Here is a 15,143-nt window from a genome sequence, read left to right as displayed (position 1 = left end):
ACGGTCGGTACGGCGCGACGAACGGCACCCGGAGCGTCCGGAAATCGGTGTTCGGGTCCGCGTGGAGCCGATGGCTGGAATGCTTCCCGAACGTGGGGATGCATAACGAACTTGCTCGTCTGGTCGAACAGGCCGGACCCGGCGTGCTGGACGACGCCGACTCGTTCCGTGCCGCCCTGGACGACTTCCTCGCCGAGGACGCGGCGACGCGCGGCGAGCTCAACCTGCTGGTCGACGCTGTGCGCCTGGGCACCTTCGCGCGCCTCATGGACCAGGTCGAGCACGGTGCCGAGATCGCCCAGGCGACCCGGCTCCTGGGCCGGGAGCTGGCCCGCGACCGGGGTACGACGGAGTCCACGAGCGCGGCCTGGGCACTCGGTGTCCTGGCGTTCGCGGTCGGGAAGCTCGACGAGCCGGACCTGACCGAGCTGCGCGCTGCGATGGTGCCCGTCGAGGGGCTGGCCGCCCAGGTCGCCGGTCGCCCGGCGCCGGCCGGCGTGGAAGCGGCGCCGCTCGCGGCGACCACGGTCAAGCGGCCCTCCACCGTTCCCCTCGAGGACGAGTCCGCGGAGCGTCCGCGCCGTGTCGGGCGGACCCTGCTGGCCGCCGGTGCCGTCGTGGCCCTGCTCGCGGGCGGGATCGCCTTCGCCTCCGGCTGGGGTCGCGGCGATGACGACCCGGAGGCTGCCGACCGCAGCTCGAGCACGACGACCCCGGCTGCCGACTTCGTGCCGCTCTCCGTCGCGGGCGGGACCGACGTGGACAAGGGCGTGCGCAGCGAACGGACCTACCTGCTCAGCGGTGAGCGGGTGTCGTCGACCGTCGTGCTCACCAACACGAAGAAGACGGCGATGACGGTCCTGTGGACCGAGGTGGTGCCGAAGCAGCTGGCCGACCACGTCGGCCTGGTCAAGTTCGAGCCGGTCGACCGCAAGGTGATCGAGGCGGACCCGGTCGTCTACTGGCGGCTCAAGCTGCCTGCGGGCGGCAGCCGGCAGGTGCGCTGGACCACGCTGCTGCCGGAGGGCGCCGTGCCGTCGGCCGACTACCTCGCGCGGATCACCGGCTGGCACGAGGAGGCCTTCACCGCGGCGCTCCCGCTGATCAGGCGCGAGGTTCCCGACCTGGCGCGGGAGGGTGAGGTCGTGCCGATCCCGGACATCCCCGAAGCCGAGAAGGCGGAGGACGTGGTGACCCCGGTCCTGTCGGGTGAACCGGAACCGAGCCCGGACGACGCGCTCGACGCGCCGACCACCGCGACGCCGCGGCCGACGAAGGCCGCGAACCGTGCGCCGCGCATCTCGCTCGCATCGAAGAGCACGGGCGAGCGCGCCAGTGGCGCCTACACCGTCGGCGGCAGCGATCCGGACGGCGACAGCTGGAGCATCGTCTCGGTGTCCGGTGCGCCCTCGGGCGTGGGCAGGACGGGCGCGCACTCCCTCGGCGGCACCGTGTCGCACAACGCCGCGAGCGTGACGAGCAGCCGGTCGAACATCCGGTCCCGGTCGTTCACGGTCACCGTGACGATCCAGGACAGCCACGGCCTCCGCGACTCCGGAAGCTTCACCTGGACCGTCCGCGACACCCATCTGACGATGCCGAACTACATCGGCAAGTACGGCAACAGCCCCGACATCGGCACCCTCTTCACCCCGAACTTCGACGGCTGCATCGACACGGGCCGTGAGGTCGACACCATCGCCCGGCAGTCGGTCGCCGCTGGCGCGGCGGTCGCCTGGGGCTCGGCGCCGAAGTTCACCTACGTGCACCACAGCGGCAGCTACCCGGCCTGCTGACAAGGGTCCGTGCGGCGTTCACTCCGACGTCGGCTGCTCGTCGTGTGACGACGGTTGGCTGGGGAGGTTCCCCTCTCGTCCCGGAAGGACCCCGTCATGACCGCTTCCCGTCGAACCATGCTGGCCGGCGGTGCCGCCGGTGCCGGCCTCGCCGTCGCCGGCGCGATGCCCTCGCTCGCCCAGGCCACCCCGAGCCGCCCCGCTCCCCAGCGCCCGGGCCGCCCCGGCCGTGGCCTCGTCCCGTTCCCGCCGCTCGAGGACGACCCGGCCGGACTCCTCGCCCTGCCGGCCGGCTTCTCGTACTCGGTCGTCACCCGCGCCGGCGTCACCCGGCTCGACGAGGGTGGCCTGACGCCCAACGGGCACGACGGCACCGCCGTCTTCTCGACCGGCGGCGGTCGCTACCAGCTGATCCAGAACCACGAGCTCAAGGCGGGCTCCCCGCTCGGCGTCCCGCACGTCGAGGGCACCGTCTACGACGAAGGAGCGATCGACGCCGGTGGCTGCACCGTCATCAGCACCGACCGGCACGGTCGCAACCTCGGTGAGTTCGTCGCCATCTCCGGTACGTCGACCAACTGCGCCGGCGGCCCGACGCCGTGGGGCACGTGGCTGACCTGCGAGGAGACCGAGGACCGCGCCGGAAAGGCGTGGAGCGGCAACGGCAAGAGCGGCACCTACGCCAAGGACCACGGCTACGTCTTCGAGGTCTTCCACGACGGCCGCACCAACCCGAAGCCGATCAAGGCGTTCGGTCGCTATGCCCACGAGGCGTGCGCGATCGACAGGTCGCGCCGGCACGTGTTCCTGTCCGAGGACGCCTCCGGCCCGAACGGCCTGTTCTACCGCTGGACGGCGGAGCGTGGCCACCGGTTGAAGTCCGGCATCGCCGACGACCTGGCCGACGACGCCGGTGTCCTTGAGGCGATGCAGATCCTGATGCCCGACGGCTCCGTGCTCTCCGACGTCGCCTACCTGACCTCGGCCCAGCTCGGCCGGCCGTTCCCCGTGCGCTGGATCCCGGTGCCGGACCGCCACGCGAGGACCGTCTCCACCCGCAAGCAGTTCGCGCCCGGCGAGGTCACCCGCGGCAAGAAGTTCGAGGGCGTCTGGGGCACCGACGAGGGCGTGTACGTCGTGAACTCCTACGCCTTCTCCGACGGCGACCTGCCCGCCGATGCGGTGCCGCACGACGGCATGGTCTGGTTCTACGACTACGGCGCGGAGACCATCCAGCTGGTCACCTACTTCCCGCACCAGGAGACCACCGAGACCGAGGGCACCCCGAAGTACGACGACCTCACCTTCGACGGCCCGGACAACGTCACCGTCACGCCGTGGGGCTCGCTGGTGCTCGCCGAGGACGGCGTCGGTGCATCGCACGTGCTGTCGGCGACGCCGTACGGCCCGGCCCAGGCGATCGCGCGCAACCAGCTCAACGACTCCGAGTTCACCGGCCCCGCGTTCTCCGAGGACGGCAAGGTCCTGTTCGTGAACATCCAGACGCCTGGCCTCACGCTGGCGATCACCGGGCCGTGGGAGAAGTACCTCGGCTGAGTGTGACGTGCTGCACCCGTCGCCGCGGTGACAAGATCTCCTGTGATCTGATTAGGTAAGGCTTACCTTCTCGGATCACAGGAGATCTCCGTGTCCCAGCTCCCCCTGCACCACCTGTTCCACCCTGCCCACGCCGACCACTACGCCGCGACCCTCGGCGCCGGCCTCGAGCACCTGCTCGGCCAGCTCCGCACGGTGGCCGGACCGTCGACGGGCACCCAGCCCAGTGACGCGGCCGCCCGCGTCGCGGCGGTCGACCTGGCCAGCCCGCTGGCCGACGTCGGCGAGGTCCTCGCCGAGATGTCGCAGCTCTGGCTCGACGACGCCGTGTGGTTCCACGAGCCGACGTACGCCGCCCACCTCAACTGCCCGGTCGTCGTACCGGCGTTGCTGGCCGAGCTCTTCGTCGCCTCGGTCAACAGCTCGCTCGACACCTTCGACCAGAGCGTCGGTGGCACCTACATCGAGCGCCGGCTGATCGAGTGGACCGCCGAGCGGATCGGCTTCGGTGCCGCGTCCGACGGCGTCTTCACCAGCGGCGGCAGCCAGTCCAACCTGCAGGGCCTGCTGCTCGCCCGCGGCCGGCACGAGCGGGTCCCGGCCGAGCGGCTGCGGATCCTCGCGTCCGCCGACAGCCACTTCTCGGTGCAGAAGTCCGCGCGCCTGCTCGGACTCGGCGACGAGGCCGTCGTCAGCGTGCCCACGGACTCGCGGCACCGGATGGACCCGGCTGCCCTCGAGCGTTCGCTCGCTGCGTGCACGGCGCTCGGGCTGCGCCCGATGGCGATCGTCGCGACGGCCGGCACCACCGACTTCGGAGCGATCGACCCGCTCCCGGCGATCGCGGACCTGGCGCTGGCGTACGACACCTGGCTCCACGTCGACGCGGCGTACGGCGGCGGCCTGCTGATCTCGCCGCGTCGTCGGTCGATGCTCGACGGCATCGACCGTGCCGACTCGGTGACCGTCGACTACCACAAGACGTTCTTCCAGCCGGTCTCCTCCAGCGCGATCATCGTCCGCGACCGGACCACCCTGTCGCCGGCGACCTGGCACGCCGACTACCTCAACCCGCGCGAGGCCACCGACCCCAACCAGGTCGACAAGAGCCTGCAGACCACGCGCCGGTTCGACGCCCTCAAGCTCTGGCTGACCCTGCGCACGATGGGACCCGAGCTGCTCGGTGGGTACGTCGACGCGGTCGTCGACCTGACCGCTGCCGTGTACGCCGTGCTGCGCGACGAGCCGGACCTGCAGTTCGCGGCCGCGCCCGAGCTCAGCACCCTCGTGTTCCGCTACGTCCCGCGCGACGTGGCGCTGGGCGAGGACGGCCTCGGTGCCCTCAACCGGGCGATCCGCGAGGCCCTCTACGACTCCGGCGCCGCCATGGTCGCGGCCACCCGCGTCGACGGCATCCAGTACCTCAAGGTCACCCTGCTCAACCCGATGGCGACCGCCGACGACATCGTCGGTGTGCTCGACCTGGTCCGCGCCACCGGCGCTCGGCTCGCGCCCGAGCACGTCGTCGAGCCTCCGCTGACTCCGGTGGAGGTCGCGTGATGAACCGCGTGCACGACTTCGTGGCGATCGGTCTCGGCCCGTTCAACCTCGGCCTGGCCTGCCTGACCGATCCGCTGCGGGAGTCGGACGGCCTGGACGGGGTGTTCCTCGAAGCCCGCGACGGGTTCGACTGGCACCCCGGCATGCTCCTCGACGACGCCACGCTGCAGGTGCCGTTCCTCGCCGACCTGGTCACGATGGCCGACCCCACGTCGCGCTGGACGTTCCTGAACTACCTGAAGCAGAGCGGCCACCTCTACTCGTTCTACATCCGCGAGAACTTCTACCCGCTCCGCCGCGAGTACGACGACTACTGCCGCTGGGCCGCCGAACGGCTCGACAGCGTCCGGTTCGGCCAGCGGGTCACGAACGTCGAGCACGACGGGACGTCGTACGTCGTCCACAGCGGGAGCGGCGAGACGTTCCGGGCGCGCAGGCTGGTGCTCGGGATCGGTACGACGCCGCGGGTGCCCGAGGCCCTCCGCCCGCTGGTCGGTGAACCCGGCGTCATCCACTCCGCCGACTACCTCGCCCACAAGGCCGCCCTGCAGCAGCAGGAGACGATCACGATCGTCGGCAGCGGCCAGAGCGCCGCGGAGATCTACCACGACCTGCTCTCCGAGGCGCCCGACCACGGCTACACGCTGACCTGGCTCACGCGCAGTCCGCGGTTCTTCCCGATGGAGTACACGAAGCTCACCCTCGAGATGACGTCGCCGGAGTACGGCGCCTACCACCGGTCGTTGCCGATGGAGACGCGCGACCGGCTGGCCCGCGAGCAGCGCCACCTGTTCAAGGGGATCAGCGCCGAGCTGGTCGACGCGATCTTCGACCTGCACTACCAGCAGCGGGTGACCGGCGCCGGTCCGCACACGACGCTGGTCACCAACACCGAGGTGCGCGGCGCTCGCCGCGACGGCGCCGTCAGCGAGCTCGACCTGCTGCACGTCGAGACCGGTGAGGAGTTCTCGCTCCGGACCGGGGGACTGGTGCTGGCGACCGGCTATGCGTCAACCGCGCCGTCCTTCCTCGACGGAGTCCGCGACCGGATCCGCCTCGACGAGCGCGGTCGGTACGACGTGGCGGCGGACTACTCCGTCGACGTCGCCGGTGGCGAGATCTTCGTGCAGAACGCCGAGGAGCACACCCACTCGCTGCTCGCCCCGGACCTCGGCATGGGGCCCTATCGCAACTCGGTGATCATCGCCGCGCTGCTCGGCCGCGAGGCCTATCCGATCGAGAAGCGGATCGCCGTCCAGACGTTCGGCGTCCCCGACCACCTGAGGAGCGCAGCCCGATGACGCACGACATCACCATCGAACCCCTCGACCTGTCCCGTGACCTCGAGCTGCTCCACGCCTGGGTCACGCACCCCCGCTCGGTCTACTGGATGATGCAGGACGCGTCCGTCGAGGACGTCCGGGCGGAGTACGCAGCCATCGCCGCAAACCCGCACCACGACGCCTTCCTGGGCCGCGTCGGAGGCCGTCCTGCGTTCCTGGTGGAGACCTACGACCCGGCGCACGCCGAAGGCCTCGCGGGACTTCCCGAGCTCGAGGAGGGCGACAGCGGGATGCACGTGCTCGTCGCGCCCCCTGCCGGTGCACCCGTCCCCGGCCTGACCACGAGGATCTTCGACGCCGTGCTGGCCTTCTGCTTCGCCGACCCGTCGGTACGGCGGATCGTCGTCGAGCCCGACGCCCGCAACACCGCCATCCGGGCCAAGAACGTCGCCGCCGGTTTCACCGAGCTCCGCGAGATCCCCATGCCCGGCAAGACGTCGATGCTGTCCGTCTGCCCGCGGGAGGACTGGAACCACCCGGACCTGGTGCGTGCCGGCGGGATAGTCCCTGCCCAAAAGCACCGTGACACGCCGGAATCCGGTGCCTTTGACCCGGGACCATCGGATGCCGACCACCTCACCCCCGAGCTGATGGACCGCGCGCAACGCCACCTGGTGGCCAAGGCGCTGGGCGAGTTCAGCCACGAACGGCTGCTCGCGCCCGAGTCGCTGGACGACGGTGCGTGGCGCGTCGAGACCGACCGGTCGTCGTACCGCTTCACGGCACGGGTGTACGCGCTCGAGCACTGGGTGGTCGACGCCGCGTCGATCGAGCGGACCATCGGCGGTGAGCCGGCCGCGCCCGATGCGCAGGAGTTCATCGCGGAACTGGCGCAGGTACTGGGGATTCCCGACCAGCTGTTGCCGACCTACCTCGAGGAGATCGCCTCGACGCTCGCGTCAACGGCATGGAAGCTGGCGCACCGCCACGTGCCCGTGAACGACCTCGTCGATGCCGGCTACCAGGACCTGGAGTCTGCGATGACCGAGGGCCATCCGGCCTTCGTGGCCAACAACGGCCGGATCGGCTTCGGCCTCGACGACTACCGCGCGTTCGCTCCCGAGACCGGTACGGCGATCCGGCTGCACTGGGTGGCCGCCCGCCGCGAGCTCAGCCACCTCTCGCTCGGCGCGGGCGAGACCGAGCAGGCCTTGTACGACGGTGAGCTGGCGCCCGACGTCCGCGAAGCCTTCGACGCCCGGCTGCGCGGGCTCGGACTGGACCCGACTGCGTACCTGTTCCTCCCCGTGCACCCGTGGCAGTGGACGAACAAGCTGGCGATCACGTTCGCGCCCGACCTGGCGCGCCGCGACCTGGTGCACCTCGGCACGGGCGACGACGACTACCGCGCGCAGCAGTCGATCCGCACGTTCTTCAACACCAGCCGGCCCGAACGCCACTACGTGAAGACCGCGCTGGCGATCCAGAACATGGGCTTCGTGCGGGGACTTTCGCCTGCCTACATGGCGGTGACGCCGGCGATCAACGACTGGGTCGCATCCGTCGTGCATGCGGACCCGGAGCTGCAGGCATCCGGTTTCGAGGTGCTTCGCGAGCTGGCGGCGATCGGCTACACGGGCGATGCCTTCCACCGCACGGCCACGCCGTCGCCGTACCGCAAGATGATCGCGGCGCTGTGGCGGGAGAGCCCGCTGCCCAGGGCCGCCGAGGGCGAGCAGCTGTCGACGATGGCGGCCCTGCTGCACCGCGACGCCGACGGCGACGCGCTCGTCACGGCCTGGATCAAGGCGTCGCCGGTGGATGCGGCGACCTGGGTCCGCTCGTACCTGCGGGCCTACCTGCGGCCGCTGGTGCACTGCCTCTACGCCTATGACCTGGCCTTCATGCCCCACGGCGAGAACCTGCTGCTGCGCCTGCGGGACCACGTCCCCGTCGGTGCGTTCATGAAGGACATCGGCGAGGAGGTCGCCGTGATGGGCGACCTTCCGCTGCCGGCGGAGATCGAGCGGATCCGCGCCGCCGTACCGGAGGACGTGAAGCCGCTCGCGGTGCACACCGACGTGTTCGACGGCGTCCTGCGGTTCGTCGCGGCGATCCTCGATGAGGACGGGATGCTGGCCGAGGAGGAGTTCTGGGCGATCGCGCGCGACACGATCACCGAGCACCTCGCCGACCACCCGGAGCTCGCCGAGGCCGCCGGGCGCTACGACCTGCTGGCACCGCGGTTCCGGCACAGCTGCCTCAACCGGCTGCAGCTGCGCAACACGCTGCAGATGGTCGACATCACCGACCAGTCCGAGTCGCTGATCTTCGCCGGAACGCTGCGCAACCCGGTGGCCCGGTGACGATCACCCGTGACTCCTGGGGAATCCCGCATGTGCAGGGTGGGTCCGTCCTCGAGGTCGCGCGCGAGCAGGGTCGTGCGACGGCCCAGGACCGACCGTGGCAGCTCGAGGTCGAACGACGCCGGGCGGAGGGAACGTGCGCCGAGGTGTTCGGCCCCGCGGCACTCGAATGGGACGTGCTGGCGCGGCGCGCGCTGATCGTCGACGTTGCGCGACGTGCGTACGCCGCGTTGTCGGAGGAGAGTGCGGCGTTCGTCAGCGCGTACGTCGACGGCCTCAACGAGGTGCTTTCTGTTGGTCGAGGAGGTTGCGCAGCAACCGTCTCGAGACCCTGGCAGCCGTGGATGCCACTGGCCGTCTTCTCCGTCCAGCACCTGCTCTTCTCCACGTTCCCGAGCAAGCTCTGGCGCCAGCACGTCCTCGACACCGCAGGCCCCGACGCCGCCGAGTGGATCGACCTGTTCCGCACCGAGGGCCTGCCCGGCGGCAGCAACGCGTTCGCCGTCGCCGGCTCGCTCACGGCCAGCGGGCTGCCGATCGTCGCGGGCGACCCGCACCGGGTGATCGAGGCACCCGGCTGCTACGCCCAGGTCCGGCTGACCTGCACCGCCCCGGACGACCCGTTCGACGTCACCGGCCTGACCTTCGTCGGCGTCCCCGGCATCCAGCACTTCGGTCACGCCGGATCCGTCGCGTGGGGCATCACCAACGCCGTCGCCGACACCGATGACGTGTACGACGAGGAGCTGGTCCGCCACGCAGGCGTGGTCCTCGCCCGCGGTCCTGCCGGCTGGGAACCCGTCGCCCGGCGGCTCGAACTCGTGCGGGTGCGCGAAGTGTCGCAATTGGGGGCACGAAGTGTGGGAGATGGGGGTCCGAGGTCTGGCCATGAAGGAGAGGAGTACGCCGCCGAGGAGATCGAGATCCTCGTGACCGACCGTGGGCCGGTGATCCTCGGTGGCCCGGACGACGTACATGCCGTCAGCCTTCGTACGCCGTCGTTCGTGCTCGGCGACCTCGGCTTCGACGCGATCCTGCCGTTGCTTCGCGCACGCACCGCGGCCGACGTGACGGGCGCCTTCGATCACTGGGTCGCGCCGGTCAACAACCTGTTGGTCGGCGACACCACCGGTCACGTCGAGCACCGGGTCGTCGGGCGGGTCCCGGAACGCCCAACATCGACATCTCGCACCCCCATCTCCCACACTTCGTGCCCCCAATTGCCACACTTCGTGCCGCAGGGCTGGGTGGACGACCTGCCACGAACCACCGGACCGGTCCTGGTCAGCGCCAACGATCGCGCGATGCCCGGGTTCGAACGGATCGGGGACGACTTCGCGCGACCGTTCCGGGCGGACCGGATCCGGGAGCGGCTCGCCGAGCTCGCGGCCGCTGGCCCGATCACGTCGGAGCAGGCGGGCGAGGTGCTGGCCGACGTCCGGCAGACTGCCGGTGCCGCACTGCTCGCCACGATCGCCCGGCTCATCGACCTCGACGGCCCAGCCGCCGACCTGCGCGACCGGTTGCTCGCCTGGGACCGCGAGATGTCCGCTGACAGCGTGGACGCCGCGCTCTTCGCCGCCGTGCGCGCTGCCACCGTCGACGGATTCGCAGCCGCACCGGCCCTGGCCGGCGTCGACACCAGCCCGTACGGCGACCTGTTCGCGCCCTGGTTCGACCTGCGGGGCCGGGTGCGGCTGGCGTTGCCGAGCCTGCTCGTCGCCGACAAGCCGCTGGGCGTGGATCCCCTCCAGGTCGTCGCCGCCGCCCTCGACGAGGTCGCCCGCGGGCCCGAGCCCGAACCGTGGGGAGACCGGCACGTCGCCGTACCCCTGACGCCGCACGAACAGTTCGGCCTCGCTGCTCCCGACGGCTCGGCCGCCCCGATCGTGGCCGTGGCCGGCGACGAGGACTGCGTGCTGGCCACCCGCGCGCTCGGTGGCACCGGCGCCTCCGTCCACGGACCCGTGGCCCGGTTCGTGTGGGACCTCGCCGGCGACAGCCGCTGGGTGGTGCCGATGGGTGCCTCCGACGACCCGGCCTCACCGCACCACCACGACCAGACCACCGCCTGGGCGTCGGGCGGCACCCTGCCGCTCCGCCAGGACCCGCAAGGAGACACCCGATGACCGTGACCGTTCGTCCCGTCGACCCCGCTGCCGACGCGCCCCTGCTCCACGCCTGGGTGACCGAGCCGCGCGCAGCCTTCTGGGGGATGGGTGACCTCGCGGAGGAGGACGTCCGGGCGATCTACGCCTACATCCAGGAGCAGGAGCACCTGGCGGCGTACGTCCTGGACCTCGACGGCCAACCGGTCGGCCTGTTCCAGACCTACGACCCGGCGATCGACGAGATCGGCGAGTGGTACGACCGCCGGCCCGGTGACGTGGGCGTCCACCTCCTGCTGGCCGCGGACCCGGCCCGCGCCGGCCACACCCACGAGGTCATCGCCGCGGGCATGGACTTCGTAGCGCACCTGCCGGGCTGCCAGCGCCTCGTGCTGGAGCCCGACGCGCGCAACACCGCCTCGATCGCGCTCATGGAGCGCCTCGGCGCCGAGCGCGGGCCGCTGGTCGACCTGAAGACGAGCATCAGCGAGAAGCCCGCCCAGTTCTTCTTCATCGACCGGGCCTGTGCCCTGGCCTTCGCCCTCGGCGGTCCCGCGAGAGAGTGATCCAGCCCACGCCCGGGAGGCCGTGAGGTCGGTGAGGCCGTGAGAACGAGTTGACGAAACGAAACCCGGAGAAACGTCGGGCGGAAACGAGCGGGGCACAGGATCTGCATCAGTATCCGACCCCTGTCCGCCAGGAGCCCGACGATGACACTGACCACCAATACCGGCCCCGACGCCTCCGGCGTCGGCACGCCGACCGCCAAGAAGAGCCACCGTTCCGGGCGGTGGATCGAGGACTGGCGCCCCGAGGACCCCGAGTTCTGGGACTCCACCGGCGCCCCGATCGCCAAGCGCAACCTGATCTGGTCGATCTTCGCCGAGCACCTCGGCTTCTCGGTCTGGCTGATCTGGAGCGTCAGCTCCGCCTTCCTGCTGGCCCAGGGCTTCACGTTCACCGTGGAGCAGCTGTTCTTCCTGGTCGCCATCCCGAACCTCGTCGGTTCGCTGCTGCGGGTGCCCTACACCCTGGCGGTGCCGAAGTTCGGCGGTCGCAACTGGACGATGGCCAGCGCCGCACTCCTGCTGATCCCGACGCTGGGCTTCGCCTTCGCCGTCACGAACCCGGACACGCCGTACTGGGTGTTCTGCGTGATCGCGGCGACGGCCGGCTTCGGTGGTGGCAACTTCGCCAGCTCGATGGCCAACATCAACTTCTTCTACCCCGCTGACAAGAAGGGTGCTGCGCTCGGCCTCAACGCCGCGGGCGGCAACCTGGGCGTCTCGCTGATCCAGTTCTTCCTGCCCGTGATCGTCGGCGGCGCCGGCATCTTCGGCATCGTGAAGGCCAGCGAGGGTGGCATCCACCTCGAGCGTGCGGCGTTCGTCTACGCCGGTCTCGCCATCGCGGCCACCATCGCGGCGTACTTCTTCATGGACAACCTCGAGGGTGCGAAGTCCAACCCCCGTGAACAGCTCTCCGTCCTGAAGGAGAAGCAGACCTGGATCATGTCGTTCCTCTACATCGGCACCTTCGGCTCGTTCATCGGCTACTCCGCCGCGATGCCGCTGCTGATCAAGGTCAACTTCTGGCGCCAGCCGCTGCCGTCCATCCAGGGCATCGGCATCAACTTCGCCTTCTACGCGTTCCTCGGTGCGCTCGTCGGGTCGATGGCCCGCCCGTTCGGTGGCTGGCTCGCCGACAAGTACGGCGGCGCGCGGATCACCCTCGTTGCCTTCACCGGCATGATCGCGTCGACGCTGCTGGTGCTGTTCACGCTCAGCAAGCTGACCGTGCTGCCCCCGCCGCCGGACAAGGCGAAGCTCGCCGAGATCGCCAAGGACCCGTCTGCGTTCCAGTTCCCTGAGCCGGTCCGTGCCGCGATCGAGTCCAACCAGGACATCTTCCCGTTCTTCCTGGGCGCCTTCCTGCTGGTCTTCGTGTTCAGCGGCATCGGCAACGGGTCGACGTACAAGATGATCCCGGCCATCTTCCGCAAGGACGCGCTCCGCGGCACCACGGAAGGCACCCCCGAGCGTGAGCTGTCGCTGATGACCCAGGCGAAGAAGGCCTCGGCCGCGATCGGCATCATCGGTGCGGTCGGAGCCATCGGTGGCTTCCTCATCCCGATCACGTTCAACAGCCCCTGGGTGAGCGAGCCGCTGGCGGCGACGAAGAACGCGTTCACGATCTTCGCGGCGTTCTACGTGGTGTGTGCCCTCGTCACCTGGGCCGTCTACCTGCGCAAGCGCAAGGGCGCCAAGGCAGACACCGGGTACGTCGGCGTCTGACCCCTTCGCGCAGCAGAGCCGTGAGGCCGTGAGGAGATGTTGACCTCACGGCCTCGCGGCTTCCTGTGCCTGAAACGACCGGTGGCGGAAAATGGATGACATGACCGAGACCGCCGCCGTTCGCACGCACTGCCCGTACTGCAGCCTGCAGTGCGGGATGAAGGTTGCCCGCAAGGGTCGCGTCGGCATCGAGATCAGCGCCTGGGAGGAGTTCCCGGTCAACGAGGGCGCGATGTGCCGCAAGGGCTGGACCTCCGGCGAGCTGCGCGGCAGCCGCGAGCGGCTCACGACCCCGGCCATCCGGGACCGCGCCACCGGCGAGCTGCGGGCCTCGAGCTGGGACGAGGCGCTCGACGTCATCGCCGACCGGATTCGCACCCTCCAGGCCGAGCACGGCAAGGATGCGGTCGCGATCTTCGGCGGCGGTGGCCTCACCAACGAGAAGGCCTACCAGCTCGGCAAGTTCGCCCGGGTCGCCCTCGGCACCAGCCAGATCGACTACAACGGCCGCTGGTGCATGAGCTCGGCAGCCAGCGCCGGCAACCAGGCCTTCGGCGTCGACCGCGGCCTGCCGTTCCCGCTCGCCGACATCGAGCAGACCGACGTGGTCGTCCTGGTCGGCTCCAACCTGGCCGAGACCATGCCGCCCGCGGCCCGTCACCTCGACCGCCTGCGCGAGCGCGGGGGCACGGTCGTCGTCATCGACCCGCGCTTCACCGCCACCGCCGAGCGGGCCGACCTCTTCCTCCAGCCGGTCCCCGGCACCGACCTCGCGCTCGCCCTCGGCGCGCTGCACCTGCTCGACGCACAGGGCGCGATCGACGAGGAGTACGTCGCCGCCCGCACCACCGGCTTCGACGACGTCCGGCGCTCCGTCTCCGCGTGGTGGCCCGAGCGGGTCGAACGGACCACCGGCGTCGCGACCTCCGAGCTGCGTGAGCTCGTCGACCTGCTCGCCGGCGCCGGCCGCGTGATGGTCCTGACCGCGCGCGGCGCCGAACAGCACGCCCAGGGCACCGCCACGGTGCTCGGCTGGATCAACATCGCCCTCGCCCTCGGCATGCCGGGCAAGGAGTACGCCGGCTACGGCTGCCTCACCGGCCAGGGCAACGGACAGGGCGGGCGCGAGCACGGCCAGAAGGCCGACCAGCTCCCCGGGTACCGGATGATCGACGACCCGGCCGCCCGCGCACATGTCGCCGCGGTGTGGGGCGTCGAGCCCGAGACCCTCCCTGGCAAGGGAAAGTCGGCCTACGAGCTGCTGGACTCGCTCGGCGACGGGGGCGGCCCGAAGGCGATGCTCGTGTTCGGGTCCAACATCGTCGTCTCGGCGCCGAAGGCCACCCACATCACCCAGCGCCTGGAGTCCCTCGACCTGCTCGTCGTGTGCGACATCGTGATGTCCGAGACGGCGGCCCTCGCGGACGTCGTACTCCCCATCACGCAGTGGGCCGAGGAATCGGGCACCATGACGAACCTCGAGGGCCGGGTGATCCTGCGCAACAAGGCGATCGCGCCGCCGACGGGCGTGAAGAGCGACCTCGACGTGATTGCGGGCCTCGCCGAACGCCTCGACGCGCCCGTCGAGTTCTCCCTCGATCCGGAGGAGATCTTCGCCGAGCTCGGCCGGGCCTCGGCCGGCGGCAAGGCGGACTACTCCGGCATCACCTACCAGCGGATCGCCGACGAGAAGGGCGTCTTCTGGCCCTGTCCGGCAGTCGGCGAGGGCGAGGACCAGCACCCCGGCACGCCGCGGATGTTCGCGGACTCCTTCGCCACCCCGAACGGCCGCGCCCGGTTCCTCGCGCAGGAGTTCGCCGGCGCGGCAGAGCAGCCCGATGCGTCGTACCCCATCCACCTGACGACGGGCCGGGTGCTCGCGCAGTACCAGTCCGGCGCCCAGACCCGCCGGATCCGCTCCCTGACCGACGAGGGAGCGTTCGTCGAGATGCACCCGATGCTCGCCGACCGGATCGGCGCGCACGACGGCGAACCGGTCATCGTGCGCACGCGGCGAGGCGAGATGAAGGCGCCGGCGCGGGTCGTGACCACGATCCGTCCCGACACCGTGTTCATCCCGTTCCACTGGGTCGGCGCCAATCGGCTCACCAACGACGCCCTCGACCCGTCCAGCCGGATGCCCGAGTTCAAGGTGTGTGCCGCCGAGGTCGTCGTCTGA

9 protein-coding genes are annotated in these 15,143 nt (G+C 70.7%); all 9 read left to right on the top strand.

The annotated features are described in order from the left end of the window. Positions 1-92: 92 nt before the first annotated feature. The 9 genes from ACOACQ_RS14815 to ACOACQ_RS14775 all read left to right on the top strand — a co-directional run bounded on the left by ACOACQ_RS14815 (position 93) and on the right by ACOACQ_RS14775 (position 15,143). Entirely contained in the window at positions 93-1,796 is a 1,704-nt protein-coding gene (locus ACOACQ_RS14815; RefSeq protein WP_420288626.1) for a hypothetical protein, read from the top strand. Positions 1,797-1,892: 96 nt separating this feature from the next. Beyond that, a complete protein-coding gene (locus ACOACQ_RS14810; protein ID WP_420288625.1) occupies positions 1,893-3,353 on the top strand; it encodes an alkaline phosphatase PhoX in 1,461 nt (486 codons plus the stop codon). 90 nt (positions 3,354-3,443) lie between these two features. Next, a complete protein-coding gene (locus tag ACOACQ_RS14805) occupies positions 3,444-4,913 on the top strand; it encodes a pyridoxal phosphate-dependent decarboxylase family protein (RefSeq protein ID WP_420288624.1) in 1,470 nt (489 codons plus the stop codon). After that, positions 4,913-6,214: a lysine N(6)-hydroxylase/L-ornithine N(5)-oxygenase family protein gene (locus ACOACQ_RS14800; RefSeq protein ID WP_420288623.1), complete on the top strand. Its 1,302-nt coding sequence runs from the start codon at positions 4,913-4,915 to the stop codon at positions 6,212-6,214. The genes ACOACQ_RS14805 and ACOACQ_RS14800 overlap by 1 nt, the downstream gene beginning before the upstream one ends. Further along, positions 6,211-8,562: a GNAT family N-acetyltransferase gene (locus ACOACQ_RS14795; protein WP_420288622.1), complete on the top strand. Its 2,352-nt coding sequence runs from the start codon at positions 6,211-6,213 to the stop codon at positions 8,560-8,562. Before ACOACQ_RS14800 ends, ACOACQ_RS14795 begins: the two co-directional genes overlap by 4 nt. Next, positions 8,559-10,691, top strand: a complete 2,133-nt coding sequence (locus ACOACQ_RS14790; RefSeq protein ID WP_420288621.1) for a penicillin acylase family protein — start codon at positions 8,559-8,561, stop codon at positions 10,689-10,691. Before ACOACQ_RS14795 ends, ACOACQ_RS14790 begins: the two co-directional genes overlap by 4 nt. Further along, entirely contained in the window at positions 10,688-11,236 is a 549-nt protein-coding gene (locus ACOACQ_RS14785; protein WP_378606539.1) for a GNAT family N-acetyltransferase, read from the top strand. The genes ACOACQ_RS14790 and ACOACQ_RS14785 overlap by 4 nt, the downstream gene beginning before the upstream one ends. A 144-nt stretch (positions 11,237-11,380) precedes the next feature. After that, positions 11,381-12,964 carry an MFS transporter gene (locus ACOACQ_RS14780; RefSeq protein ID WP_378606542.1) on the top strand — a complete coding sequence of 528 codons (1,584 nt, stop codon included), beginning with the start codon at positions 11,381-11,383 and terminating at the stop codon, positions 12,962-12,964. Between the two features lie 100 nt (positions 12,965-13,064). After that, the gene (locus ACOACQ_RS14775) at positions 13,065-15,143 is read left to right on the top strand and encodes a molybdopterin oxidoreductase family protein (RefSeq protein WP_378606545.1); all 2,079 of its coding nucleotides are present in this window, start codon (positions 13,065-13,067) and stop codon (positions 15,141-15,143) included.

This window comes from Nocardioides sp. CPCC 206347, from assembly GCF_048654605.1.
In the GTDB taxonomy this organism is placed as follows: domain Bacteria; phylum Actinomycetota; class Actinomycetes; order Propionibacteriales; family Nocardioidaceae; genus Nocardioides.
The sequence above is the reverse complement of the archived record's forward strand: the minus strand, read 5'-3'. Positions and strand labels throughout refer to the sequence as shown.